Source organism: Methylibium sp. (assembly GCF_031393925.1).
GTDB lineage: Bacteria > Pseudomonadota > Gammaproteobacteria > Burkholderiales > Burkholderiaceae_C > Methylibium.
In genome coordinates this window covers 1-25,283 of the sequence record NZ_JANMWL010000293.1, presented here as the reverse complement: position 1 = coordinate 25,283, position 25,283 = coordinate 1, and the positions used below count along the sequence as shown (strand labels likewise).

The following is a 25,283-nucleotide window of genomic DNA, read 5'->3' as shown; positions in this document are numbered from 1 at the left end:
CCTTGGCGTGCGCGGCCGACAAGAATGCGCCCAAACCAACGAGGGGGATTCATGTTCAAAAGCCTGCGCGTGCCAGAGAAGATGTTCAGCGTCGGGATGTGGGCGATGTCCTTCGTCTTCGCTGCCTTTTTGATCGGCCTGGGCGGCAAGCTGGTTGCCGACATGCCGCGCATCGAGAGCCGGCTCGAACTGGAGCAGTTCGCCGACCGGCAGGCGCTCGCCGGGGCGCGCAGTGAGATCGCATCGCTTGACAAGCGCGAGCGCGCCTCGCGTGACGAGCAGGCTCGAGCGCAGCTCGCACTCACTGCCGCAGCCAACGCGTACAGGGCGTCGTACGCCGCGTATGGCAACTGGCTCAACACGCGTGCCGTGACCACCGACCCGACCCAGGACCCGGAAGTGCTGAGCCGCACGCGCGAGCTCGACGGCCTGAAGGCCACGGAACGCGCGGCGCAGGCGGGGGTTGAGCGGCTTGACCGCAGCCTGCTCGATGCCTCGCAGGCACTCGCGCACCAGCGCGAACGCGAAGCCGAGCTGCTGGACGCGGCGCGTGCCGGCTACGAGCGCGCGCTGTTCGGCCAGCAACTGCGTGTGTTCGGCGCACGTCTGGCGCTGACCTTGCCGCTGTTGCTGATCGCCGCCTGGCTGGTGGCGAGGAAGCGCAAGAGCGACTACTGGCCGCTCATGCGCGGCTTTGTCGTGTTCGCGGCCTTCACCTTCTTCTTCGAGCTGGTGCCCTACCTTCCGAGCTACGGCGGTTATGTGCGCTACGCGGTCGGCATCGTGCTCACGGCGGTCGCGGGGCACTACGTCATCCAGGCCATGCGCCGCTACCTGGCCAAGCGCGAGGTGGCGGCGGCCCAGAGCGAGGCCGAGCGGCGCAAGTCGCTCGGCTACGAGCACGCACTCAAACAGATGGCGGTCAATGTCTGCCCGGGATGCGAGCGGGCCATCGCGCAGGCGGCCGTTGGCGTTGCGCTCAATTTCTGCGTGCATTGCGGGCTCAAGCTGTTCGACCGCTGCGGCAGCTGCGCGACGCGTAAGAACGCGTTCTTCCACTACTGTCCGAGCTGCGGCGTCGGCGCCCAGGCCGCTTCGACCTGACTGTGCGCTTCGCTCGGCTCACGCCGGGCGCGCGCTACCGTGTCGCGTCCAGCAAGACCTCCAGGCACTGCTCGCGGATGCCGTAGAAGGCCTTGATCTCCTTGACCTGGGCGCGCGCCACTTCCGCAGGGCGCGGTGCCGCGCGTTTGACGGCCAGGATCATCTTGTTCTTGCTGGTGTGTTCGAGCGAGGTGAACTCGAACACCTGCGTGTCGTAACCCTCGGCTTCGAGCAGCAGCGCGCGCAGGCTGTCGGTGAGCATCTCGGCCTGCTGGCCCAGGTGGATGCCGTGCTGCAACATCGGCAGCAAGGGCGGCGGACTTTGCAGCTGCGGGCGAATCTCCTTGTGGCAGCACGGCGAGCACATGATGATTTGCGCGCCCGAACGGATGCCCATGTGCATGGCGTGATCGGTGGCGGTGTCGCAGGCGTGCAGCGCGATCATGATGTCGACCGCGCCCGGCGCATGGCCGCGCACGTCGCCCTGCTCGAAGGCCAGGCCCGCCAAGTCGAGCCGGCGCGCGGCGTCGTTGCACAGCCGCACCATGTCTTCGCGCAGCTCGACGCCCCTCACCTCGGCCTCGAGGCCGAGCGTGCGGCGCAGGTGATCGTGCACGGCGAAGGTGAGGTAGCCCTTGCCGGAGCCGAAGTCCAGCACCCGCACCGGCTGGCCTTGCAGGGACGTGGCGGCCTCGAAGGCATGCGAGAGCACCTCGATGAACTTGTTGATCTGCTTCCACTTGCGCGCCATCGAAGGAATGAGCCGGTGCTCGGCATCGGTCACACCCAGCTCGACGAGAAAGGGCGCGGCGATGTCGACGAAGCGCCGCTTTGCGCGGTCGTGCGCGCTGGCAGGCGATGCCGGCGGCGGCGTGGCCGGGGTGCCGATGCCCTCGGTGCCCAAGCGAACATCGACCTTGGCGCCGACCCGCGCCGTGTCGCCGCCCGCGGACGCCGCACCCGCGCGGCTGCGACGCAGTGTGGCCTTGCCCTTGCGGCTGATGGCGAGCTGCAGCTCGCCTTCGGGCGTGAGCAGGTGCAGGTTGTCGAAGCTGTCGTCGATGAGCGCCGCAATCGTGGCCAGGCCTTCTTCCACGGGCAGGTTCTTGGTCACGTCGCGCGTGCGGTGGTTGTAGGTGAGCGAGAGGCAGGCGCGGCCCTTGAGCGTGAGCGGGCGCACCAGCACGCGTTGCAGGTCGGGCCTGGGGCCGCGCGCGCCGGCCAGCACGAGCTTGGTGAGCGACTGGCTCGCGAGGGCGGCGCGCACTTCGCCGAAGAACTGATCGCGCGGGCTCGATGGGGGGGAGGTCATGGCCGCCAGCGTAGCGGATCGCGCCGTCTGCCTGGGCACGCAGCGCCGATAATCGCGCCCCATGAAGTTGCGCTTCACCAAGATGCAAGGCGCCGGCAACGACTTCGTCGTGCTCGACGCCACGCGCGCGCCGCTGGCCCTGAGCGCGGCGCAGGTCCGCCGGCTGGCCGACCGGCGCTTGGGCGTGGGCGCCGACCAGGTGCTCATCGTCGGGCCGTCCGCCGAGCCCGGCATCGATTTCAGCTACCGCATCTTCAACGCCGACGGCGGCGAGGTCGAACAGTGCGGCAATGGCGCGCGCTGCTTCGTGCGCTACGTGCGCGAGGCCGGCCTCACCACCAAGGACCGCATTCGCGTGCGCACGGCCGGTGGTGTGATCGAGCCGCGCTGGCTCGGCGAGGGCCGCGTCACGGTCGACATGGGAAGCCCGGTGTTCGAGCCGGCGCGCGTGCCCTTCGACGCCACGGGTCTGGTGCCGCGCGAGATTGCTGGCATGCCGTTCTGGCCGCTCGACGTGGCGGGCGTGCGCGTCGAGGTGGCGGTGCTGTCGATGGGCAATCCGCATGCGGTGCAACGCGTGGATGACCTTGCTCGCGCCGAGGTCGAGCGCGTGGGGCCGGCGCTCGAGTCGCACCCGCGCTTTGCCCAGCGCGTCAACGCCGGCTTCATGCAGCTCGTATCAAAGCGCCACATTGCCCTGCGCGTGCATGAGCGCGGCGTCGGCGAAACGCTGGCCTGCGGCACCGGCGCCTGCGCGGCGGTGGTGGTGGGCGTGCGCGCGGGCTGGCTCGACGGCGGCGTGCTCGTCCGGGTCGACGCACCCGGCGGCCGGCTCGACGTGCAGTGGAGCGGCGTGGCCGGTGACAGCGTTTTGATGACCGGCCCGGCCGAGCGCGTGTTCGACGGCGAGATTGATCTACCCGATTGAAATCAACAGAAAGAGCCACACGAGATGAGCATCCAGGGCATCACCGAAGACGACATCGCCAACTTCCTGCTGAACACGCCGGGCTTCTTCGAGCGCCATGCCGAGCTGCTGGCCGGCGTGCAGCTCACCAGCCCGCACGGCAACCGCGCGGTGTCGCTGCAGGAGCGGCAGATGGAGATGCTGCGCGACAAGATCCGCGGCCTTGAATTCAAGCTGGTGGAGATGATCCGCCACGGCCAGGACAACGTCGGCATCGCCGACAAGCTGCACCGCTGGACCCGCGCCATCATGCTCACCACCAACGCGGGCGAGCTGCCCGGCGTCCTGGTCGAGGAGTTGCGCCACCAGTTCCAGATACCGCAGGCGGGCCTTCGCGTCTGGGGCGCTGCCGAGGTGTTTGAACACCTGCCGTTTGCGCAGGGCGTGAGCGAGGACGTGAAGAGCTTCGCATCGAGCCTGACGCAGCCCTATTGCGGCGTGAACTCGGGCTTCGAGGCGGTGCGCTGGTTCCCCGAGGCGAGCCTGGTGGTGTCGCTGGCGCTCGTCCCGTTGCGCCGCGAGGCGTCGAGCCCGGCGTTCGGCATGCTGGTGCTGGGCTCGCCCGACCCGACCCGCTACACCGCCGACATGGGCACCGAGTTCCTGGTGCGCATCGGCGACATCGCCAGCGCCGGCCTCGCGCGGCTGCTGCCGGTCGTATGAGGCGGCGCAGGTGGTGACGCTGTGGTGACGCCAACCGGCGCCGCCGCGGCAGCCGGCGTCATCGAGCGCCACCTGGAGCACCTGCGCGTGGAGCGTCGGCTCGCGGCCGCCACGCTCAGGAGCTACGGCGACGCGCTCGAAGCCCTGCGCGACATGGCCGCACAAGGCGGCATCGCGCTGGACGCGGTGCAGCCGCATCACATCCGCCGGTGGGCGGCGCAGTTGCACGGCAGTGGCCTGGCGCCGCGCAGCATCGCCATCGTGCTGAGCGCCTGGCGCGGCCTGTACCGCTGGCTGGGTCGAGAGGGCCTGGTGGCGGTCAACCCGGCCGCAGGCGTGCGTGCGCCGCGCGCGCCGCGCCCCTTGCCCAAGGCGCTGTCGGTCGACCATGCCGTGGCGCTGGCCGAGCACCGCCGCGCCGACACCGACCCGCGCCTCGAGGCGCGCGACCACTGCATGGTCGAGCTGCTCTACGGCTGCGGCCTGCGCGTGGCCGAGCTGGTCGGGCTGGACATCACGCCGGGCGGCGATGCGCGCGGCTGGATCGACCGCCAGGGCGGCGAGGCGCAGGTGCTGGGCAAGGGCAGCAAGCGGCGCAGCGTGCCGGTGGGCGGCCCGGCGCTGAAGGCGCTCGACGCCTGGCGGGCGCTGCGCGAGCGCATGGCCAAGCCGGATGAAACGGCGCTGTTCGTGAGCCGCCACGGACGTCGTCTCACCGCCTCGCAGGTGCGCACGCGCCTGAAGGAGCGCGCGCTCGGCGCGGGCCTGCCGACCCACGTGTCGCCGCACATGCTGCGCCACAGCTACGCCTCGCACCTGCTGCAGTCCAGCGGCGACTTGCGCGCGGTGCAGGAGCTGCTCGGCCACGCCAACATCACCACCACGCAGGTCTACACCAAGCTCGACTTCCAGCACCTCGCCAAGGTCTACGACGCGGCGCATCCGCGCGCCAAGAAAAAGCTTGAAAAAGGGACGGCATGAGCAGCAATGAATCGCGCGCGGCGTGGCGCGAGCGAGCGCCCTGCGCGGGGGCCGTGCGCGGCGGGGTGCTGCGCGCCTCGGCCGGTCCGGCGCAGCCTTTGCGCGGTTGGCCTCGGTGCGCGCCTGCCACTCACACCGTCTGGCGCGCCCGTTCGCGCTGCTGGTCGAGCGCGCAGGCGCAGTGATGGCGCCCGAGGCCGGTCACGCCGTCTGGCGAGCCTGGTTCGCGCTCGCCTTCCTGTGCGCCGCCCTGCTCACCGTCGCACTGCCGCAGCGCGCCAGCGCCCAGGAGAGCGCCGCGCGCGCGCCGTCGGCCAGCGACGTGCGTGCCGAGGGCGACGCCTGGCGTGCCGCGCTGCCGCGCGATCCGGCCGCCGCGACGCAGGCCTACCTTGACCGCATCGAGCCCGAAGCGGGGGCACGCTCGGACGCCTACTTTGAAGGCGGCCAGTGGCTGCAGCTGTGGAACCTGCTGCTCGGCCTGGCGATCGCGTGGGTGCTGCTGCAGGCGCGCTGGGCACAGGCCCTGCGCAGGCGCTGCACCGCCTGGACGACCCGGCCGTTCCTTCAGGCGCTGAGCTATGGCGCGCTCTACGTGGCCGCCGGGTGGCTGCTCGGCCTGCCGCTGACGGTCTACCAAGGCTTCGTGCGCGAGCACCAGTACGGCATGGCGACGCAGACGCTCGCGGCCTGGTTCGGCGAACAACTCATCGGCCTGGCGTTGTCGGTCGTGCTCGGTGCCTTGCTGATCGCCGCGGTGTACGCGGTGATCCGGCGCGCGCCGCAGCGCTGGTGGATCGGCGGGGCGGCGGTCGTGATGGCGTTCACCGTGGTCGGCGTGGCGCTGGCGCCGGTCTACATCGAGCCGCTCTTCAACACCTACAAGCCGCTGGCGGACACGCCGCTGAAGCGCAAGATCGTGGCGATGGCGCAGGCCAACGGCGTGCCGGTCGCCAACGTCTACGAGTTCGACGCCTCGCGGCAGACCACGCGCGTGAGCGCCAACGTGTCGGGGCTGTTCGGCACCGCGGCGGTACGGCTCAACGACAACCTGCTGCGGCGCTCGTCCGAGCCCGAGATCCTGGCGGTGGTCGGCCACGAGATCGGCCACTACGCGATGAACCACATCCCCAAGAGCCTGCTGCAGATCGGGCTCGTGATCCTGGTGGGCTTTGGGTTCACGGCAGCAGCGGTGAAGGGCTTGCTCGCGCGCTTCGGTGCGCGCTGGGGCGTCGGTGCGGTGCAGGAGCCGGGCAGCCTGCCGCTGCTGGCCGCGGTGCTGTCGGTCTACCTGTACTTCGCGACGCCGCTGCTCAACACCATGACCCGCACGATGGAGCTGGAGGCCGACCTCTACGGCCTGAACCTCGCGCGCGAACCCGACGGCGAGGCCGAGGTGCTGCTCAAGTTGGTGCAATACCGAAAGGCCGACCCCGGCGCGCTCGAGGAGGCGCTGTTCTTCACCCACCCTGGCACGCGTCGGCGCATTGAAAACGCGATGCGCTGGAAGGCCCAGATGCTGCCGGCGCCCTGAAGCCCCGGCGCCGCCGAGTCCGCACTGCGGCGTGCTTGCAGAGCGTGGCTAAGGGGCGCTGCGAATCGGCGCTGAGACAATCGCCGCATGAAAGTGATCAAGCTGCGTGCGGGCAAGGAGCGTTCGCTGCACAAGCGCCACCCCTGGGTGTTCGAGGGCAGCATTGCCAAGGGCTCGGGCGATGCCGGCGAGACGGTGCGCATGGAGTCGCACGAGGGCGAATTCCTCGCCTGGGGCGCCTGCAGCCCGGCCTCGCAGATACGGGTGCGGGCTTGGAGCTTCGAGCAGGCCGAGCGCATCGACGCGGCGTTCTTCGCGCGGCGCATCGAGCGCGCCATTGCTTTTCGGCAGCGACTGGCGATCGACAGCGACGCCGTGCGGCTGATCCACGGCGAAGCCGACGGGCTCCCGGGTCTGATCGTCGACCGCTACGGCGACACGCTGTGCGCGCAGTTCCTCTTTGCCGGCGTCGAACGCTGGAAGCCGGTGATCGCCGACGCCCTGCTGGCCGCCAGCGGCTGCGTGCGGCTCTACGAACGCTCCGACGCGAGCGTGCGCGACCGGGAAGGCCTGGGCGCGGTGAGCGGCTGGCTGCGCCTGCCCGCGGGCGACGGCGGCGCCACCGCGGTTGCGATCCGCGAGCACGGCTGGCAGCTCACGCTTGACGTGGCCGAGGGCCACAAGACCGGCTATTACCTCGACCAGCGCGAGAACCGCCACCTGTTCGCGCAGTGGGTGCGCCGCTTCGGCTGCCGCCGCGTGTTCAACGGCTACAGCTACACCGGCGGCTTCACGGTCGCGGCGCTGGCGGGCGGCGCCGAGCAGGTGGTGAGCGTGGATTCATCGGCGCCCGCCCTGGTGCGGGCCACCGCGCATGTGGCGCTCAACGGCTTTGATGCGGCGCGCCACGAAGCGCTCGACGCCGACGTGAATGCGACGCTGCGCCGCTTCACCCAAGAAGGGCGGCGCTTCGACGCGATCGTGCTCGACCCGCCGAAGTTCGCGCCCAGCGCCGCGCATGCCGAGCGCGCGGCGCGTGCCTACAAGGACATCAATCGGCTGGCGCTGGTGCTGCTGGAGCCGGGCGGGCTGTTGCTCACCTTCTCTTGCTCGGGCGGCGTCAGTGCCGAGCTGTTCCACAAGATCGTTGCCGGCGCCGGCCTCGATGCAGGGGCGGACGGCTACCTGCTCCAGCGGCTCGAAGCCGCGCCCGACCATCCCACGACGATCACCTTCCCCGAAGGCGAGTACCTCAAGGGGCTGGCGATCGTGAAGGCTTGATAGCAAGAGGATGTGAGCACGCGGGTACGCGGGCATGTGGGCATGTGAGGGCGTGAGTACGCGAGGGCGCCTCGTCACGGCATGAAGAAGCGGCGCGCCGCATCTCGCCACGGCATCACGAGGCGGCGCGCGTCACGCTCCGCGCCCGCTCGCTCAGGCGTAAGGATCGGCGTAGCCGAGTGCGCGAAGCACGTCGGTTTCGCGCGCTTCCATGACGCGCGCCTCTTCCTCGTCCTCATGGTCGAGCCCCTGCGCGTGCAAGGCGCCGTGGACCAGCAGGTGCGCGTAGTGCGCCTCGAGGCTGCGGCCCTGCTCGACGGCTTCGCGCTCGACCACCGGCGCGCACAGCACCAGGTCCGCCACCACCAACGGCGAGCGCGCGTAGTCGAAGGTCAGCACATTGGTCGCGTAGTCCTTGCTGCGGTAGTCGCGGTTAAGCGCCTGCCCTTCGTCGGCGCCGACCAGGCGCACGGTGATTTCGGCGGGCGCGTCGAGCGCGGCGCGAATCCAGCGCACGACCTTGTGCCGCGGCAGTGTTGCGCGGTGGCGCGCGTCGGCGAACTGCAGCGACAAGGCGAGCGTGGGTTGCATGACCTCAGCCCGCGCCGGGCCGCTCCAAGCGGGCTGAGTGTCCCCCTGAGGGGTAGCACCGCAGGTGCGTGGGGGCGGCCATTTCAGGCGTCACGCGGCGTGGCCGCTTCGTAGGCTTCGACGATGCGCGCCACCAGCGGGTGGCGCACCACGTCGGCCGAGGTAAAGCGCGTGATTGCAATACCCGGCACGCTTTTGAGCACCCGCTCGGCTTCGACCAAGCCGCTTTCGGTGCCTTTGGGCAGGTCGATCTGGCTCACATCGCCGGTCACCACGGCCTTGGCGCCGAAGCCGATGCGCGTGAGGAACATCTTCATCTGCTCGGCGGTCGTGTTCTGTGCCTCGTCGAGGATCACGAAGGCATGGTTGAGCGTGCGACCACGCATGAAGGCCAGCGGCGCGATCTCGATCGTGCCCTTCTCGAACGCCTTGGTGACGCGCTCCTGGCCCATCAAGTCGTAGAGCGCGTCGTAAAGCGGGCGCAGATAGGGGTCGACCTTCTGCGCCAGGTCGCCGGGCAGGAAGCCCAGGCGCTCGCCGGCCTCGACGGCCGGGCGGGTGAGGACGATGCGTTGCACCGCGCTGCGCTCGAGTGCGTCGATCGCGCAGGCCACGGCGAGAAAGGTCTTGCCGGTGCCGGCCGGGCCGATGCCGAAGGTGATGTCGTGGCCGAGGATGTGGCGCAGGTAGGCGGTCTGGTTGGGGGTGCGGCCGGCCAGGTCGGAGCGGCGCGTGCGCAGCACGATCTCGTCGGCGTCGGCGTCGCCGGCAGGTTCGCCGTCATCGGCGCGCTGGCGTGCTGGCGCACGGCCGCGGGGCTGGTTGGCGCCGGCCTCGACCAGGGCGAGCGCGAACGCCTCCGGCGCGATCGGCCGTTTGGCGCGGTCATAGAGCGTTTGCAGCAGCGCCGTGGCACGCTCGGCCTGGGTCTTGGCGCCTTCGACGCGAAACGACTCGCCGCGTCGCGTGATGTTCACGTCGAACGCCTCTTCAATGGCGCGCAGATGCGCGTCGAGCGCGCCGCACAGGCGGGCCAGGCGGGTGTTGTCGAGCGGGATGAAGGCGTGGCGCAGGATCACGGGCAAGCTCCGGTAGGGCGTGATTGTCGCGCCCCGTTTCACGCCCCGTTCGTGCCTGTTCGTGCCGGGACGCGTCCTGGCCTTCCTGCACAATCGCCCGCGATGCCGCGCCTCTTTCCCGTGCTCTCTCGCCTGCTGTTGGGCCTGTGGTTCGCCCTGTCGCCCAGTGCGAGTCCGGCGCAGCAAGCCCTGCCAGTGAGCTTGCGCGACGCGCTCTCGCTCACGCTTGCGGCGCCCACGCCGGCACCACCGGACGGGGCCGTCTTCACGCCCGTGAAGCTGCCCGACGAATGGGTGGCGGCGCCCGGCGATGCGCGCGAACCGGCGCGCTGGTACCGGCTGGCATTCGACGCGCCGGCCGTTGCGCCTGGCACGCTCACTGGCGCCTACATTCCGCGCGTGTGCAGCAACCTCGAGGTCTACCTCAACGGTCAGCTCTTGCACCGCGGCGGCAACATGCGCGAGCCGCTCACACGCAACTGCTATGCCTCGCAGCTTCTCACCCTGCCCGGCGCGGTGCTGCTGCCCACGGGCAACCGGCTCGACATCCAGGTCGTCGGCCAGCCGCTGTCGCGCGTGTCGGCACGCCAGCGCGCGGGTGGCCTGTCCGAGGTGATCGTGGGAGCGCTTCCGGTGCTTGCCGCGATGCACGAGAGCCAGTTGCTCTGGAACGTCACGCTCGCGCAGGTGATGGCGGCGATGTTGGTCATGATCGGCGTGATCCTGCTTGCGCTGGCCTGGGTGCGGCGCCTGCACTATCTCGTCTACTTCGCCGTGGTCGCCATCGGCTGGGCCTTGCTCAGCGCGCGCACCTGGTGGCGCAGCGTGCCACTGGACAGCGCCACGCTCGAACTGCTGGTTTGCGTGGCGTTCGTGCCGCTCGCGGTGTGCGGCGTGTTGTTCCTGCTGCGCTATTGCCGCGTGCGCCGACGCTGGCTCGATGTGCTGCTGTGGAGCCAGTGCCTCGTCCTGCCGCTCGCGCTATGGCTGGCCGGCCCCGAGCGTTTGTTCGCGACGGCCACGGCCTGCTACACGGTGCTGGCATTCGAGGTGTTCGCTGCGATCGGCTACTTTCTTGCCCATGCGTGGCGCGTGCGCCGCGAGGAGTTCTGGCTGCTGGGCTCGACGTTCGCCTTCGTGGCGCTGATGGTGGGCTTGGAGATCGCCATCCAGGACCGGTTGCTGCAGCTGCCACAAATGCATCTCGTCCATTTCGTCATTCCCCTGCTGTTGTGCGCGCTCGCGTTCCGGCTGGTGCAGACCTTCGCGCTGACCCTGGCCAGCGCCGAAGGTGCGCGCCAGCAGCTCGAGCAGCGCGTGCAGCAGATCTCGGCCGACATCGAGCGCAATTTCGCCCACCTTGCCGAGGTGCGCGTCGAGCAGGTGGCGGAAAAAGAAAGAAAGCGCATCGCCGCCGACCTGCACGACGACCTGGGCGCCAAGCTGCTGACCATCGTGCATACGAGCGACAACGACCGCATCTCGACGCTGGCGCGCGAGGCGCTCGAGGAGATGCGGCTGTCGGTGCGGGGCATCGCCGGCAAACCGGTTCAGCTGGCCGACGCGCTGGCCGACTGGCGCGCCGAAACGGTGTCGCGCCTTGGCGAGGCGGGCATCGAGATCGATTGGTCGAGCGTGGAGCCGCCCGAGCAGCGCACCCTGGCGGCGCGCTCCTACGTGCAGACCACGCGCGTGCTGCGCGAGGCCACCAGCAACCTCATCAAGCACAGCGGTGCCTCGCGCGCCGTGATCAGTTGCACGATCGCCGACGATTTCCGCCTGGTCATTCGCGACAACGGGCGGGGCATCCCGCTCGAGCTCGATGGCAAGCTTGACCGTGGCCACGGCATGGCGAGCATGAAGCATCGCGCCAAGCAGATGCACGGCCAGTGCCTGGTCGAGTCCGGCCCGGGCTACGGAACCGTGATCCGTCTCACGCTGCCGCTGTAAGCGGGCCCGCGCCGGGGCTGGTGGCTCTGGACGCCGCTGCGCAGACTGCTACTATGAAATCATGACTGCCATGACCCACATTCTCTTGCTCGAAGACCTGCCGGAGATCCGTGTCTGGCTCAAGGCGCTGGCGCTGCAGGTGTTTCCGGGGGCCCACATCACCGAGGCGGCGCGCGTACACGATGCGCGCGCGCACATCAGCGCGCAGCGCTTTGACCTGGCGTTGGTCGACCTGGGCCTGCCCGACGGTTCTGGCGTCGACGTCGTCGCCGCACTGCGCGAGGCCCAGCCGGAGGCGCAGTCGGTGGTCGTGACCATCCATGACGACGACGACCACCTCTTCCCGGCACTGCAGGCCGGCGCCTTCGGCTACTTGCTCAAGGAGCAGTCGCGCGAGCAGCTGGCCGAACAGCTCAAACGCATCAGCCAGGGCGAGCCGCCGTTGTCGCCCTCGATCGCGCGTCGCGTGATCCAGTATTTCGCCGCCCAGGCCAAGAGCCAGGTGCGCGAGGCCCAGCCGCTCATGCCCGGCGTGACCTTGACCGACCGCGAGAACGAGGTGCTGCTGCGCGTGGCCAAGGGCTACACCTTGCCCGAGATCGGCGTGCAGCTCAATCTCTCGCGCCACACGATCGCCGACTACGTCAAGCAGATCTACCGCAAGCTCAACGTGAGTTCGCGGGCCGAAGTGGCGCTCGAGGCGCAGCGGCTCGGCCTGTTCCGGCGCCAGTGATCGGCCGGCTCACCGGCCTTCTGGCCGACAAGTCCCCGCCCCAGGTGCTGCTCGACGTGGCCGGCGTCGGCTACGAGGTCGACGTGCCGATGAGCAGCTTCTTCAACCTTCCGGCGCTCGGCGAGCGAGTCACCTTGCTCACCCACTTCGTCGTGCGCGAAGACGCGCAGGTGTTGTTCGGGTTTCTCACCGCGGCCGAGCGCGGTACGTTCCGGCAACTCATCAAGATCTCCGGCGTGGGCCCGCGCACGGCCTTGTCCATCCTGTCGGGCCTGAGCGTGGCCGACCTGGCCCAGGCCGTGACCGCGCAAGACGCCAGCCGGCTCGTCAAGGTGCCCGGCATCGGCAAGAAAACCGCCGAGCGGCTGCTGCTCGAACTCAAGGGCAAGCTCGGTGCGGACCTCGGTACCACAGGCGGCAGCACCGCGGTGAGCCTGGCGCAGGCCGACATCCTCCAGGCGCTCGTCGCGCTTGGCTACAGCGAACGCGAAGCGCAGGCGGCCGTCAAGGCGTTGGCGCCGGACCTCGGCGTGAGCGAGGGCATCAAGCAGGCGCTGAAGTCGCTCGCGCGCTAGCCGCGCCCAGCAGCTTGCTCAGCGGTGCGGGCACGCCCAGCGTGGGCAGTGCGTCGAGCTCGACCCAGCGCCCGGCGCCCATCACACGCGGCACGTCCTGCGCGATCGTGACGCTGCCGATCAGCGCCCGACGCGGGTGCAAGGTCCAGTCGAAGTGGGTCAGCGCATGCCGCACCACGGGCCGCACTTCGGCACGCGTGCCCATCGCGAGTGCGGCTGCGTCGAGCGCCGCTTCGCTGTCGAACATCGGCAGGCTCCACAAGCCCGCCCACACGCCAGCCGAGGGGCGCTGCTGTAGCCACACGCCATCCGCGCACTCGAGCCACAGCCACCAGTTCTCGCGCCGCGTGCGCCGGAGCTTGCGCGTCTTCACCGGGTAGGCCTCGGGCCGGCCCTGACGACGTGCGGCGCAGACCTCGTCCAGCGGGCACGCGAGACAGTTCGGCCGACGCACGAGGCACACCGTTGCGCCCAGGTCCATCAGTCCTTGCGTGTAGGCCGGCATGTCGAGCGCGTCCTGCGGCAGCAGCGCGCAGGCGCGTTGCCACAGGCTGCGTTCGTGCGCCGCCACGGCAAGGTCGTCGCTGAAACCGAGTGCGCGCGTGAGCACGCGCTTGACGTTGCCGTCGAGGATCGCTGCACGCTGGTCGAAGCAGAACGCCGCAATGGCCGCGGCCGTCGAGCGGCCGATGCCGGGCAGGGTGCTGAGCTGCTCGGCGTCCGACGGAAAACGCCCCGCGTGTTCGGTCATCAGGACCTGGGCGCAGCGGTGCAGGTTGCGTGCGCGGCTGTAGTAGCCCAGCCCGCTCCAGGCGGCGAGCACGTCGTCCAGCGGCGCCGCAGCGAGGGCGGCCACGCCTGGGAAGCGCTCGAGGAAGCGCGCGTAATAGGCGAGCACGGTTGTCACCTGCGTTTGCTGCAGCATGATTTCTGAGAGCCACACGCGGTAGGGGTCGCGGCTGGCCTGCCAGGGCAGACCGTGGCGGCCGGCGTGACGCTGCCAGGCCACCACGCGCGCCGCGAAATCGGGCACGGCGCCCGGCACCGGCGCCGCGGGCGCCACGCGACTCAAGCGCGCGCCTGCACCGGCTCGAGATCGAGCAGCAGGTCGATCGCGTCGATCAACCTGCCCGGTGTCGCGGTCACCGGCGGCGCAATGGCCGCCTGCGGATCGGCCTGAGTGCGGGCCGCCAGCGCCAACTCGGAGACGCGGTGTTGCAGCAGCTGCAGCTGCCCGTCCTGCGCCTCCAACTCGGTGAGCCGCAATTCAAGTTCGCCGGCTGCCGAGCGGATGCGCTCGAGCGCTTCGCGGCGGCGCTTGAAGCCCCGGCGACGATCGCGCAGCTGGGTATCGATCTGCGCCGACGCGGTCTTGTTCCAAAGTTCGAGCTCGACGCTGGCGCTCTCGAATACCACGCGCAAGCGCGACACGAGCATGCGGCGGAACTGTTCCAGAAAGCGTGCCTGCGACAACTTCAAGGACTGCGTGAGACCGAGGTACTGAACGTAGTTGCGTTCGATGAGATCGAGGTCGGCGGTGAAGCGACCAAGGTTGGGCGCGGGCGCGATCATGAGGCTGAAGCCGAAGTCGGTGTTGAGCATCTCGAACGACGCGCCGAGCATGGCGTGGATTTCGGTGCTGCGCGCCTGTGACTTGGTCATGCGCTCGCGCAGCCGGGCGCACAGCGTGAGAAAGGCCTTCTTGGCGCCGAGCTGCAGCAGCGAGCTGCGGATGCCGTCTTGCATTTCGTCGACGTGTTCGCGCAGCCGGTCGCTGGCGAGGTCGAGCATGGCGTCCTTGAGCATGCGGCCGTGTACTGCGCGCATCGCCTGCAGGCGTGCGATGCACTGCTCGAACTCATTGGATTCGGCGTCGACGCGGCCGAGCATGATCCGCACCTTGGCCGCATTCTTGCCACGCAGGCCGCGCAGCTCGAGCATTTGCTCGGCCAGCTGGCGGCGCCGGTCGGTGAGTCGCCGGCCGACCTGCAGCTCGACCTGTGCGATACCGTCGACGCCCACCTGCGCGAGCACATGGCGGCGCGCCGGGAGCAAGCGCTCGGTCAACGCCGCCTCGAGCTCGGGCAGGCGGCTTAGCGCCAGCCCGGCGGCGTCGCCGGCCACGCGCGCGGCCAGCGCCTGCTTGGCCGACAGCGGGTACACGCGCGCCAGCGGCAGCTGCAGCGTGCGCGCGACGTCGACGCGCTGCCGTTCGATCTGCGCGTCGGTCTGTGCGCGTGAGCTCAAGGGGTCGGCGAGCGTGTCGATCTTGTTGAGCACCACGTAACGGCTTACGCCTTGCGCCGCGAGATGGTCGCGCCAGATGGCGAGGTCGGACTTCGTCACGCCGGTGTCCGCGCCCAGCACGAACACGGTCGCGTGCGCTGAAGGCAGCAAACCGAGCGTCAACTCGGGCTCGGCGCCGATCGCGTTGAGCCCCGGCGTGTCGAGCACCACCAGGCCCCGTTCGAGCAGCGGATGCGGCAGATTGATGAGCGCGTGGCGCCAAGCCGGCACCTCGACGCGGCCCTGCTCGTCGAGCGGCGGGTTGTCGTCGGGCGCGTCGTCGCTCCAGAACCCCAGGTCGCGAGCGGCGGCGATGCTGACCTGGCGCGTTTGCATCACTTGCGTCAACGCCTCGGCCAGGCCTTCGGTGTCGTCCATGTCGAGCGGCGTGCGCGTCCAGGCGCGTGGCTGGTGGCGCAGTTCGGCCAGCGACTGGCTCTGCAGCCGTGTTTCGATCGGCAGCAGCGACAGGCCGATCGGCTCATCGGCCTCGTAGCCGATCTCCACCGGGCACATCGTCGTGCGCCCGGGCGTGGCCGGCAGGATGCGTCGACCCGTGTCGGCAAAGAAGATGGCGTTGATCAACTCCGACTTGCCGCGCGAGAACTCGGCGACGAAGGCGACGACCAGCTTTTCACCAGCGAGCCGGTGGCGCAGGGACTCCAGCAGGTCGGCGTTGGGCTGGTCGAGCAGTTCGTGCTCGCGCAGGAAGCGCGTCAGCTCGCGCACCCTCGATTCAAGCGCGCTACGCCAGTTGCCGAGGGCGTCGACGCTGTGGGCAAACGAGACAGACATACGTGACCGAATGGTTCTCGAATCGAGGGAAATTCATGGTAGCGCAAGGCCTTCGCGCCGCGCGACGTGTGCGTGTCAGGCGCCACGCTTTGGGCCGCTTCAGGCGTGTGCAATTGTGTCGGTGCGCGCTCTTGTGGACTCGTGCGGGATCAGCGACGTTGGCACGTCGCGCAGAAGTAAGTCGAGCGCTGGGCTTGTGCGACGCGACGCACGGGTTGGGCGCACGCCGGGCACGGCCGATGCTCGCGCCCATAAACGCCGGCTTCAAGCTGGAAGCGACCGTCGGCGCCGTGCGCGTCGCGGAAGTCGCGCAAGGTCGAGCCGCCGAGTTCGAGCGCTCGCGACAGCACTTGCTTGACGGCGTCGACGAGCCTCGCACAGCGCGCCAGGCTCAGCCGCTCGCTGCGCAACCGCGGGTCGATGCCCGCCAGGAACAGCGCCTCGCAGACATAGATATTGCCCACGCCGACGACGATGTCGCCGGCCAGCAGCGCTTGCTTGATCGCCACGCGCCTTCCGCGCAGGCGCTGGTGCAGGAATGCGGGTGTGAAGCCCGCATCGAAAGGCTCGATCCCCAGGCCGGCCAGGAGCTTGCCTGCGGTGCCTTCGGTGGGCGACGGTGCCCACACGACGGCGCCGAAGCGACGCGGATCGGTCAGCCGCAGCAAGCCGCGGTCGGTGAGCAGATCGAAGTGGTCCCAGGGTCCGGGCGACGCGATCTGCGCCGACACCGACAGGCTGAGCGAGCCCGACATGCCCAGGTGCACGAGCAGGCCGCCGGCAGGGGCTGCCTCGGCGGCGTTGGGGCCGCCCAGCGCAAACCACAGGTACTTCGCGCGCCGCGTCACGTCGAGCACGCGTCGACCGATGAGACTTTGTGAGTCGACCCCCAACGGCCAGCGCAGGGGCTTGCCAAGCCGCACCTCACCGATCCTTGCACCGCGCAGGCGTTCGACCAGACTCAGGCGGGTGACCTCCACTTCAGGCAACTCGGGCATGAGGGAGATTATGTTGGGGTGCATAGAATGGATTTCGATTCCGGAGTTGTCGAAATGCCCGATTACCGACTCGCCGCGTTGACCCTGCTGGCCGGCGGTTCGCTTGCCGTTTGCGCGCACGCCCAGACTGTCCCGGTGCCGCCTTCCTTGATGCCGCAGACACCGCCGGAGGTGCGCAGCGCCGAGCCGGTCGACAACTCGAGCATCGATGCGCAGTTGTTCTATCAATTGCTCGTCGGCGAGATCGAGCTCGGCCAGGGCGAGGCCGGCAGCAGCTACCAGGTGCTGCTCGACGCGGCGCGCAAGACGCGCGACGAGCGGCTGTTTCGGCGTGCCACCGACGTGGCCTTGCAAGCCCAGGCCGGCGAGCAGGCGTTGGCCGCGGTGCGCGCCTGGCGCGTGGCCGTGCCGTCATCGATCGATGCGCAACTCTACGAAGTGAAGCTGCTCGTGGCGCTGGGCCGCGGCGCCGAGACGGTGGAGCCGCTGCGCGCAACGCTCGGTTCGGTGCTGCCGTCGCAGCGCGCCGCGGCGATCGCCTCCCTGCCAGCCCATTTCGCACGCAGCACCGATCGCAAGGCGACCGCGCAGGCGCTCGAGCAGGTGCTGCTGCCTTACGCCGAAGGACGTGTCGTCGACGAGCCCTCGGCGTCCGCAGTTGCCGCATGGGTCGCGTTGGGTAGAAGCCGGCTTGCCGCCGGTGAACCGCAGCGTGCGCTTGACGCCGCGCGTCGAGCCCAAGCGAGTGGCGTCAACGGCGAGGCCGTGGCGTTGCTGGCCATCGAGTTGATGCCCGTGCAGGCGCAAGCCGAAGAGGTGGTCACCACCTACCTCGCCGCAGCGCCCGCTGGCAGCGCGACGACGCGCAGCGCCGTGCGACTGGTCTACGCCCGTGCGCTGGCGGTTGGCCAGCGCTATGCGGATGCGGCGCCGCAGCTCGAGGCCGTCACGCGCGACGCGCCGCAGTTCATCGACGCGTGGCTGACCCTGGGCGCGTTGCGGCTCGAGCTCAAGCGGCCTGCCGAGGCCGAGGTCGCACTGCGCGAATACTTGACGCGCATCGAATCAGCCGGCGAGCCCGCCGCGGCCGCCGAGTTGCAAGACGAAGACGCCGTGACGCCGACGCAGCGCAAGACGCAGGCCTATTTGCTGTTGGCCCAGGCAGCCGAGCAGCGGCGCGACTTCAAGACCGCGGAAGATTGGTTGTCCAAGGTCGAGAGTCCGCAAGCCCTGGCGGTGCAGTCGCGTCGCGCCTCGCTGCTCGCGCAGCAGGGCAAGCTCGACGAAGGGCGAGCGCTGATCCGCAAGCTCCCCGAGCGCACACCCGACGACGCGCGCGGCAAGTTGCTCGCCGAAGCGCAACTGCTGCGTGACCATAAGCAATGGGACGCTGCCCTGCGCGTGCTCGCCGATGCCAACCAGCGCTATCGTGACGACAGCGACCTGCTGTACGAGCAGGCGATGATGGCCGAGAAACTCGACCGGCTGGCCGACATGGAGCAGTTGCTGCGCCGCGTGATCGCGCTCAAGCCGCAACAGGCGCAGGCCTACAACGCGCTGGGCTATTCCCTGGCCGATCGCAACCAGCGCCTGTCCGAGGCGCGGCAGCTGATCGCCAAGGCGGTCGAACTCGCGCCGGGCGACCCCTTCCTGCTCGACAGCCTCGGCTGGGTCGAGTACCGCCTGGGCAGCAGCGAGCAGGCCTTGCGCTGGCTGCGCCAGGCCTACCGTGCGCGTCCCGACGCCGAGATCGCGGCCCATCTCGGCGAGGTGCTCTGGGTGGCAGGCGAGCGCGACGAGGCGCGGCGTGTCTGGGCCGAGGCGCGCGCCCGCGACGCCGGCAATGATGTGCTCAAGGAGACGCTCGCGCGCCTGAAGGTCGAGTTGTGACGGCCCGCGCGGTCGCCGCTGTGGTGATCGCGTCCGCGCTCCTTGCCGGCTGCGCGGGGCTCGTGTCCCGACCGGCCGTCGACGTGCTGGCAGGGCGCTTGTCGGTAAGCGTTCAAGGCGATTCCGCGCGGTCGTTCAACGCAGCCTTCGAGCTTGAAGGCTCGGCCGAGCGCGGGCGGCTGGTGCTTGCCACACCGCTGGGCACGCAGCTCGCGCGGGCCGAGTGGTCGCCGCAGCAGGTGACGCTGCGTTCGCGCGAGGGCGAGCGCAGCTATCCTGACCTCGAGAGCCTCGCCGGCGATGCGTTTGGCGAGCGCATTCCCCTGGCGGCCCTGGTCGACTGGTTGCGCGGGCGCCCCTGGCCCGGCGCCTCCAGCCGCGCACGGCCCGGGGGTTTCGAGCAACTCGGCTGGCAGGTCGACCTGTCCCGGCACGTCGACGGCTGGGTGGTGGCCGAGCGGCTGGCCGCGCCGGTGATCAGCGTGCGCGCCAAGCTCGACGCACCGGGCGAGACTGCGGCGCGATGATCGCGGCCCTCTACGATGTTCCGGCGCCAGCCAAGCTGAACCTGTTCCTGCACCTGATCGGTCGGCGAGAAGACGGCTACCACCTGTTGCAATCGGTGTTCGCGCTGATCGACTGGTGTGACACGCTCCATTTCGAGCGTCGCCAGGACGCTCGGCTGGCGCGCCATGACAGTGCCGCGGCGCTGCCGGCCGACGATCTGTGCCTGCGGGCGGCGCGCTTGCTTCAGGCCGAGAGCGGTAGCCGCCACGGTGTCGACATCACCATCGACAAGCAGGTGCCCTGGGGTGCCGGCCTGGGCGGCGGCAGCTCCGACGCCGCGACCACGTTGCTGGCCCTGAACCGACTGTGGGAGCTGCACTGGTCGCGCGAGCGGTTGCTCGCCCTGGCATTGCGGCTCGGGGCCGACGTGCCGTTTTTCGTCGCCGGCAGCAACGCCTGGGTCGAAGGCATCGGCGAGCGCCTCACGCCGATCGAGCTGGCGCCGCGTTGGTGGGCCGTGCTCAAGCCTGCGGCCGTGGTGCCGACCGCAGCGATCTTTGGCAGCCCGACCTTGGCCCGCAACACCGCCGCTGCTACACTCCCGGACTTCGCTGCAAACCCTCTCTGGTTTGGCCGCAACGATCTGCAGGCAGGCGCCATTGCTTACTGCGGCGAGGTGGCCGAAGCCCTGGCGCTGCTGCACGGCCGCTTCGGTGCCAGTCGCATGTCGGGCTCAGGCAGCGCGGTGTTTGCCGATGCGGGCAGCGGTGACTCGCCGAGCATCGCGATGCTGCAAGCCCAGGAGCTTGCGCCGTCGTGGGTGGGGCGCATGTGCCGCGGTCTGCCTGGGCATCCGCTGGCGCAGTGGGCGACCTGAGGTGTGGAATCGGCGGCAGGCGTTTTCGAGGTCGCGGCGCGAGCCGCGTCCCGTGTAGGGGAGTCGCCAAGTTGGTCAAGGCATCGGATTTTGATTCCGACATGCGAGGGTTCGAGTCCTTCCTCCCCTGCCAAGGTGTGTGAACGCACGGCGCCCGCAGCGGGCGCCGTGTCGTTTGAATGATGGTCCCAACAGCTCCCATTGCGGAGGCGTGATGCTCGCCAACACCGTGCTCTTCACCGGCAATGCAAATCCGGCGCTCGCGCAGGAGATCGCCAGCTCGCTCGGCATCGAACTCGGCCAGGCGATGGTCGGGCGGTTCACCGATGGCGAAGTCACCGTCGAGATTCAGCAGAACGTGCGCGCGCGCGACATCTTCGTGCTGCAGCCGACCTGCTTGCCGACCAACGAACACCTGATGGAGCTTTTCATCATGGTCGATGCGCTCAAGCGCGCGTCGGCCGGGCGCATCACCGCGGTGATTCCGTATTACGGCTATGCGCGGCAAGACCGCCGGCCGCGCTCGACCCGCGTGCCGATCTCCGCCAAGGTCGTGGCCAACATGCTCGAAGCGGTGGGCGTCAACCGCTTGTTGACGATGGACCTGCATGCCGACCAGATCCAGGGCTTCTTCGACATTCCAGTGGACAACATCTACGCTTCGCCGGTGCTGCTGTCGGACCTCAAGGGCAAGCGCTACGACGATCTCATCGTGGTTTCGCCCGACGTCGGCGGCGTGGTGCGCGCGCGCGCGCTGGCCAAGCAGCTCAATTGCGACCTCGCCATCATCGACAAGCGGCGCCCCGCGGCCAATGTGTCCGAAGTGATGCACGTCATCGGCGAGATCGACGGTCGCAACTGCGTGATCATGGACGACATGATCGACACCGCCGGCACGCTGGTGAAGGCGGCCGAGGTGCTGAAGGAGCGCGGTGCCAAGAGCGTGTTCGCCTACTGCACGCACCCGGTGTTCTCCGGGCCGGCGATCGAGCGCATCAAGAACTCGCAGATCGACGAGGTGGTGATCACCAACACCATTCCTTTGCATGCGCACGCCAAGGCCACGCCGAAGATTCGCCAGCTGTCGGTGGCCTTCCTGTTTGCCGAAACCATCCGCCGCATTTCGGACGGCGAATCGGTCACTTCTCTTTTCTCGGAACAGAACAACAACTTCTGATCCGGCATCAACCGGTGCGCTCGCATGGGGCGTGCGCGCCGTCATCAAAGGTGCCTGGTCGCGGGCACCTTCCTTAACGGAGAAAACACATGAAATTCGTCGCATTCCCGCGCGAACTGCAGGGGACCGGAGCGAGCCGCCGCCTGCGTATTTCCGGCAAGGTGCCGGGCATCGTCTACGGCGGCGGTGAGCCGGTGAAGATCGAGCTCGACCACAACGCGCTGTACCACGCGATCAAGAAAGAAGCATTCCATTCGTCGATCCTCGACATGGATTTGCAAGGCCAGACGCAGCAGGTCCTGCTGCGCGACCTGCAGATGCACGCGTTTCGTCAGATCGTGCTGCACGTGGACTTCCAGCGCGTGGACGCCACCACGCGCGTCCAGAAGAAAGTGCCGCTGCACTTCATCAACGAAGAAAACGCGCCGGGCGTGAAGGTCGATTCAGGCGTGATGTCCCACGTCATGAACGAGCTGGAGATTCAATGCCTGGCCTCGCAGTTGCCCGAGTTCTTCGAGGTCGATCTGGGCGAGCTGGCCAAGGGCCAGTCGTTGCACGTCAACGACTTGAAGCTCGGCGCCGGCATCAAGGTGGTGCTGCGTGGCAAGAAGAATCCGGTGATCGCCACCGTGGTGTCGCAAGCGGCGGAAGAAGCGCCTGCGGAAGCGGTGGTCGTCGCGGCGCCGGCCGCTGCCACCAAGGCCAAGAAGACCGAGAAGCAGAACAAGAAATAAGTCGACCCCGAGGTCGGTCGAGCCAGCCCCGCCTCGGCGGGGCTTTTTTTCGTGCGCCGTCGCGATAATCCGCCCCATCATGATTCGACTGCTGGTCGGCCTGGGAAACCCGGGCTCCGAATACGAGGCCACCCGGCACAACGCGGGCTTCTGGTGGCTCGACGCCGTGGCGGTGCGCCTGAAGGCCACGTTGCAGCCCGAGCGCGGCTACCACGGGCGCGTGGCGCGCGCGAACGTGCAGGGCAACGCGGTGTGGTTGCTCGCGCCGCAGACTTACATGAATCTCTCGGGCAAGGCGGTCGCTGCGCTGGCGCGTTTCTACAAGATCGAACCCGGCGAAATCATCGTGGCGCACGACGAGCTGGACCTGCCGCCGGGCGAGATGAAACTCAAGTTCAGCGGTGGCCATGCCGGGCACAACGGGCTGCGCGACATTCATGCGCAGCTCGGCTCGCCCGACTACTGGCGCCTGCGCCTGGGCATTGGTCACCCGGGCGTCAAGACGGAGGTTGCCGATTACGTGTTGGGCCGGCCGATGGCCGAGCATCGCGAGGCGATCGAAGCCTGCATCGCCCGTTCGCTCGACGCGCTCGATGCATTGCTCGCGGGCGACATGGCCAAGGCCACACTGCGCTTGCACACGAGCAAGCCGCCGCGGCCCAAGCCGCCGCGGCCATTGGTGGCACTCACGACGACCACCGAAGCGGCCTCGTCCGCGGTGGTGCGAAAGGACACGGTATGACTCTGCGCGATGTGGTGATTTCGGTCTGCCTGGCGTGCGGTGCCGGCCTGTGTGGCGCGCAGACCGTCTACCGATGCGGCACCGAGGGCGCGGTCTATTCGCAGCAGCCGTGCCCGCAGGGCCGCGTGATCGATGCGGGCGACGCGCGCAGCCCCGAGCAGCAGGCCCAGACTCAAGCGGCCGTGCGGCGCGACGCCCGGGTAGCAGCGGCGCTGCAACGCGAACGCCAGCAACGCGAGCGTGCGGTGGCGGCGCCGGCCACGAGCCTGAGTGCAACGCCGCCGAGCGCGGCGGCATCGGCCAGCAAAGCGCCCAAGCGCACTGGAGCGCGGGCGAAGGATGCGTCAACCGACTTCCGGGCGGTCGAGCCGGCCGAACCCGGGCGCCGCAAGCAGCGCAAACCCGCCGCCGTCGCGGCGGCGCACTGAAGCGCTGTCAGTCGCCGGCTGCGCCGCGCGGTGGCACGGCATCGGCAGCATCGCCGACCAAGGCGCGAAACTTGGCCCACAACTGCGGCTTGCTCTCCGCGCGTGCCGGGTCGACCGGAATGCAGGCAACCGGGCAAACCTGTACGCACTGCGGTTCGTCGAAGTGCCCCACGCATTCGGTGCAGCGGGCCGGATCGATCACGTAGATTTCCGGGCCGAGCGAGATGGCTTGGTTAGGGCACTCGGGCTCGCAGACATCGCAGTTGATGCATTCGTCGGTGATCATGAGTGCCATGGGCCCTCCTGCTCGGCGACGAACACCGCCTTCGCCTGCATGCGAAGACGGCACAGCGCGGCGCAACGCATGCGTTGCGGACTCCCGCGCTGTGTGTCGGTGATCATGAGTGCCATGAAGACTCCCGGAGCGTAGATCGGTGTCGGCTTATTGCGGGGATTCATCTCGGGTCGCCTGGCTCACGCGCGCCTTCAAGCGCTGGAGTACGGACGGTGCCACGAACTTGGAGACATCGCCGCCCAAGGTGGCAATTTCGCGCACGAAGGTGCCGCTCACGAACTGGTACTGGTCGCTCGGCGTGAGGAACACGGTTTCCACCTCGGGCATGAGCTGGCGGTTCATGCCGGCCATCTGGAACTCGTACTCGAAGTCGCTCACGGCGCGCAGGCCACGCACCACGACCTTGCCGCCGTGGCCGACCACGAAGTCGCGCAGCAGGCCGCTGAACGCGATCACTTGTACGTTGGCGTAGGGCGCAGCCAATTCCTGGGCAATTTCGAGCCGCTCGGCAATGGTGAACATGGTGCGCTTGTGGTGGCCCGCAGCGACGGCCACGATGAGCCGCTCGAACAGCGTGCTGGCGCGGCGCACGAGATCCTCGTGCCCGAGGGTCATCGGATCGAAAGTCCCCGGATAGACGGCGGTGAGGAGGGTGTTTGCGGTCACGGCACGGTCCTCGCTGAGCGGTTCGGCGGGCAGTTTATGCCGCGCTGGCCGCAGTGTCCGAGCGCCTGAACAAATGCGCATGCACGTGGCCGGCGCGCGTGTGCCGGTGCAGGCTCAGTCCCTGCGCGTCGATCGTGGCGGTGTCGAGCGCCGCACGCGCTTCCAGATAGAGCAGACCGCCCTGCGCGAGCAGCGGCACTGCGGCAGCAAGCGCGGGTTCGGCCAAGCCGGCGTCGAAAGGCGGGTCGAGCAGGACCAGGTCAAACGCGCCTGTGCGATGGTGCGACATCCAGCGCAACGCATCGGCCGCCTCGACCCGCACCTGCCGCGCGTCGAGCCGCAGTTGCACGGCTCTGAGGTTGGCCACCAGCCGGGCATCTTGCTCCAGCAAGAGCACCTCCGCCGCGCCGCGCGAGGCGGCCTCGAAGCCGAGTGCGCCGCTGCCCGCAAAGGCGTCGAGGCAGCGCCAGCCGGCGAGGTCATTGCCGAGCCAGTTGAACAGCGTTTCCCGCACCCGGTCGGGCGTCGGTCGCAGGCCGGCGGCTTCGAGCACCGGCAGCTTGCTGCGCTTCCATTGCCCGCCGATCAAGCGCACGCTGCCTTGCGCTCGGGGGTCGGGACCGGGTCGGATGGGGGCTGCCATCGCGCGATTCTAGGGACGGCCGCTTGACGGGTGCCGTCGCGTGTGCGGCCGTCGGCGGGGTGCCTCGGGGCTGTCCCTAGAATCCGCGCCTCATGTTCAGTTTCTTCAAGAAGAAGGCGCCGTCTCCCGCCACGCCCACCGCACCCGATCTGCGTGACTTCGCATCCGCGCTGCCCCCGGTCCTTCCCGCCGCGCCCGCGCCGCAGTTCACGCCATCCCCGTCGATCGCGCTGCCCCCGCCGCAGCCTGTGCCTCCCGCTGCAACGGCGCCGCCCCGGCCCGCGCCGGTCAGTGCCACGCCCGCGTTCAGCGCACCGCCGCCCGAGGAGGTCGCCCCGGCGCGCCGCCCCTGGCTCGACCGCTTGAAGTTGGGGCTGCGCCGCACCGGCGCCGGCATCACCCAGGTGTTTACCGGCACGCGCATCGACGATGCGCTTTACGAGGAGCTGGAGGCCGCGCTGCTGATGGCCGATGC

General features: G+C 69.3%; 25 protein-coding genes, 1 tRNA gene and 1 pseudogene. 18 read left to right on the top strand and 9 right to left on the bottom strand.

Annotation, left to right across the window (positions count from 1 at the left end; genetic code table 11):
- Window positions 1–51: 51 nt before the first annotated feature.
- Window positions 52–1,104, top strand: coding sequence for a zinc ribbon domain-containing protein (locus RMO12_RS15175; RefSeq protein ID WP_309639909.1), 1,053 nt, complete (start codon window positions 52–54; stop codon window positions 1,102–1,104).
- 34 nt (window positions 1,105–1,138) lie between these two features.
- On the opposite strand, the gene RMO12_RS15170 is transcribed toward RMO12_RS15175, so the two are convergent.
- Window positions 1,139–2,416, bottom strand: coding sequence for an SAM-dependent methyltransferase (locus tag RMO12_RS15170; RefSeq protein ID WP_309639908.1), 1,278 nt, complete (start codon window positions 2,414–2,416; stop codon window positions 1,139–1,141).
- A gap of 61 nt (window positions 2,417–2,477) precedes the next feature.
- Here RMO12_RS15170 and dapF point away from each other — a divergent pair, with 61 nt between their 5' ends.
- The 5 genes from dapF to RMO12_RS15145 all read left to right on the top strand — a co-directional run bounded on the left by dapF (window position 2,478) and on the right by RMO12_RS15145 (window position 7,842).
- A complete protein-coding gene (gene dapF, locus RMO12_RS15165) occupies window positions 2,478–3,344 on the top strand; it encodes a diaminopimelate epimerase (RefSeq protein ID WP_309639907.1) in 867 nt (288 codons plus the stop codon).
- A 24-nt stretch (window positions 3,345–3,368) separates the two neighbouring features.
- Window positions 3,369–4,046, top strand: coding sequence for a DUF484 family protein (locus RMO12_RS15160; RefSeq protein ID WP_309624212.1), 678 nt, complete (start codon window positions 3,369–3,371; stop codon window positions 4,044–4,046).
- Window positions 4,047–4,067: 21 nt separating this feature from the next.
- Window positions 4,068–5,027, top strand: a complete 960-nt coding sequence (locus RMO12_RS15155) for a tyrosine recombinase XerC (protein WP_309624213.1) — start codon at window positions 4,068–4,070, stop codon at window positions 5,025–5,027.
- A 115-nt stretch (window positions 5,028–5,142) separates the two neighbouring features.
- Window positions 5,143–6,561, top strand: coding sequence for a M48 family metallopeptidase (locus RMO12_RS15150; protein ID WP_309639906.1), 1,419 nt, complete (start codon window positions 5,143–5,145; stop codon window positions 6,559–6,561).
- A gap of 87 nt (window positions 6,562–6,648) precedes the next feature.
- Window positions 6,649–7,842 (top strand): class I SAM-dependent methyltransferase, encoded by a 1,194-nt coding sequence (locus tag RMO12_RS15145; protein ID WP_309639905.1) that lies wholly within the window; start codon window positions 6,649–6,651, stop codon window positions 7,840–7,842.
- Between the two features lie 153 nt (window positions 7,843–7,995).
- Here RMO12_RS15145 and ybeY read toward each other — a convergent pair whose 3' ends face one another.
- A complete protein-coding gene (ybeY, locus tag RMO12_RS15140; protein ID WP_309624216.1) occupies window positions 7,996–8,433 on the bottom strand; it encodes an rRNA maturation RNase YbeY in 438 nt (145 codons plus the stop codon).
- 83 nt (window positions 8,434–8,516) lie between these two features.
- Window positions 8,517–9,512: a PhoH family protein gene (locus RMO12_RS15135; RefSeq protein ID WP_309639904.1), complete on the bottom strand. Its 996-nt coding sequence runs from the start codon at window positions 9,510–9,512 to the stop codon at window positions 8,517–8,519.
- 102 nt (window positions 9,513–9,614) lie between these two features.
- Between RMO12_RS15135 and RMO12_RS15130 the strand changes: the two genes are divergently transcribed.
- The 3 genes from RMO12_RS15130 to ruvA all read left to right on the top strand — a co-directional run bounded on the left by RMO12_RS15130 (window position 9,615) and on the right by ruvA (window position 12,770).
- Window positions 9,615–11,462: an ATP-binding protein gene (locus RMO12_RS15130; RefSeq protein ID WP_309639903.1), complete on the top strand. Its 1,848-nt coding sequence runs from the start codon at window positions 9,615–9,617 to the stop codon at window positions 11,460–11,462.
- A 70-nt stretch (window positions 11,463–11,532) separates the two neighbouring features.
- Window positions 11,533–12,195: a response regulator transcription factor gene (locus RMO12_RS15125; RefSeq protein ID WP_309624219.1), complete on the top strand. Its 663-nt coding sequence runs from the start codon at window positions 11,533–11,535 to the stop codon at window positions 12,193–12,195.
- On the top strand, window positions 12,192–12,770 hold the full coding sequence (ruvA, locus tag RMO12_RS15120) for a Holliday junction branch migration protein RuvA (protein ID WP_309624220.1): 579 nt from the start codon (window positions 12,192–12,194) through the stop codon (window positions 12,768–12,770). The genes RMO12_RS15125 and ruvA overlap by 4 nt, the downstream gene beginning before the upstream one ends.
- On the opposite strand, the gene mutY is transcribed toward ruvA, so the two are convergent.
- The 3 genes from mutY to mutM all read right to left on the bottom strand — a co-directional run bounded on the left by mutY (window position 12,739) and on the right by mutM (window position 16,849).
- A complete protein-coding gene (gene mutY, locus RMO12_RS15115; RefSeq protein WP_309639902.1) occupies window positions 12,739–13,842 on the bottom strand; it encodes an A/G-specific adenine glycosylase in 1,104 nt (367 codons plus the stop codon). The genes ruvA and mutY overlap by 32 nt on opposite strands.
- Complete coding sequence (locus tag RMO12_RS15110) at window positions 13,839–15,851, bottom strand: dynamin family protein (RefSeq protein ID WP_309639901.1); 2,013 nt, start codon at window positions 15,849–15,851, stop codon at window positions 13,839–13,841. Before RMO12_RS15110 ends, mutY begins: the two co-directional genes overlap by 4 nt.
- Before the next feature lie 149 nt (window positions 15,852–16,000).
- Window positions 16,001–16,849 carry a bifunctional DNA-formamidopyrimidine glycosylase/DNA-(apurinic or apyrimidinic site) lyase gene (gene mutM, locus RMO12_RS15105; protein WP_309639900.1) on the bottom strand — a complete coding sequence of 283 codons (849 nt, stop codon included), beginning with the start codon at window positions 16,847–16,849 and terminating at the stop codon, window positions 16,001–16,003.
- Window positions 16,850–16,903: 54 nt separating this feature from the next.
- Between mutM and RMO12_RS15100 the strand changes: the two genes are divergently transcribed.
- The 8 genes from RMO12_RS15100 (at window position 16,904) to RMO12_RS15065 (ending at window position 23,204) form a co-directional block, all read left to right on the top strand.
- The gene (locus tag RMO12_RS15100) at window positions 16,904–18,739 is read left to right on the top strand and encodes a tetratricopeptide repeat protein (RefSeq protein ID WP_309639899.1); all 1,836 of its coding nucleotides are present in this window, start codon (window positions 16,904–16,906) and stop codon (window positions 18,737–18,739) included.
- 62 nt (window positions 18,740–18,801) lie between these two features.
- A complete protein-coding gene (locus RMO12_RS15095) occupies window positions 18,802–19,266 on the top strand; it encodes an outer membrane lipoprotein LolB (protein WP_309639898.1) in 465 nt (154 codons plus the stop codon).
- A complete protein-coding gene (gene ispE / locus RMO12_RS15090) occupies window positions 19,263–20,123 on the top strand; it encodes a 4-(cytidine 5'-diphospho)-2-C-methyl-D-erythritol kinase (protein ID WP_309624226.1) in 861 nt (286 codons plus the stop codon). Before RMO12_RS15095 ends, ispE begins: the two co-directional genes overlap by 4 nt.
- 56 nt (window positions 20,124–20,179) lie before the next feature.
- Window positions 20,180–20,256: transfer RNA gene (locus RMO12_RS15085), tRNA-Gln, on the top strand.
- An 81-nt stretch (window positions 20,257–20,337) separates the two neighbouring features.
- Window positions 20,338–21,300, top strand: a complete 963-nt coding sequence (locus RMO12_RS15080; RefSeq protein WP_309639897.1) for a ribose-phosphate pyrophosphokinase — start codon at window positions 20,338–20,340, stop codon at window positions 21,298–21,300.
- A gap of 89 nt (window positions 21,301–21,389) precedes the next feature.
- On the top strand, window positions 21,390–22,034 hold the full coding sequence (locus tag RMO12_RS15075; protein WP_309624228.1) for a 50S ribosomal protein L25/general stress protein Ctc: 645 nt from the start codon (window positions 21,390–21,392) through the stop codon (window positions 22,032–22,034).
- Window positions 22,035–22,113: 79 nt separating this feature from the next.
- Entirely contained in the window at window positions 22,114–22,776 is a 663-nt protein-coding gene (gene pth / locus RMO12_RS15070; protein WP_309624229.1) for an aminoacyl-tRNA hydrolase, read from the top strand.
- On the top strand, window positions 22,773–23,204 hold the full coding sequence (locus RMO12_RS15065) for a hypothetical protein (protein WP_309624230.1): 432 nt from the start codon (window positions 22,773–22,775) through the stop codon (window positions 23,202–23,204). Before pth ends, RMO12_RS15065 begins: the two co-directional genes overlap by 4 nt.
- A 7-nt stretch (window positions 23,205–23,211) precedes the next feature.
- Here RMO12_RS15065 and RMO12_RS15060 read toward each other — a convergent pair whose 3' ends face one another.
- The 3 genes from RMO12_RS15060 to rsmD form a co-directional block, all read right to left on the bottom strand.
- On the bottom strand, window positions 23,212–23,499 hold the full coding sequence (locus RMO12_RS15060; protein WP_309624231.1) for a YfhL family 4Fe-4S dicluster ferredoxin: 288 nt from the start codon (window positions 23,497–23,499) through the stop codon (window positions 23,212–23,214).
- A 147-nt stretch (window positions 23,500–23,646) separates the two neighbouring features.
- On the bottom strand, window positions 23,647–24,165 hold the full coding sequence (coaD, locus tag RMO12_RS15055) for a pantetheine-phosphate adenylyltransferase (protein ID WP_309639896.1): 519 nt from the start codon (window positions 24,163–24,165) through the stop codon (window positions 23,647–23,649).
- Window positions 24,166–24,199: 34 nt separating this feature from the next.
- On the bottom strand, window positions 24,200–24,808 hold the full coding sequence (gene rsmD / locus RMO12_RS15050; protein ID WP_309639895.1) for a 16S rRNA (guanine(966)-N(2))-methyltransferase RsmD: 609 nt from the start codon (window positions 24,806–24,808) through the stop codon (window positions 24,200–24,202).
- Between the two features lie 92 nt (window positions 24,809–24,900).
- Between rsmD and RMO12_RS15045 the strand changes: the two are divergent.
- Window positions 24,901–25,283: pseudogene (locus RMO12_RS15045) on the top strand (signal recognition particle-docking protein FtsY); the annotation flags it as partial.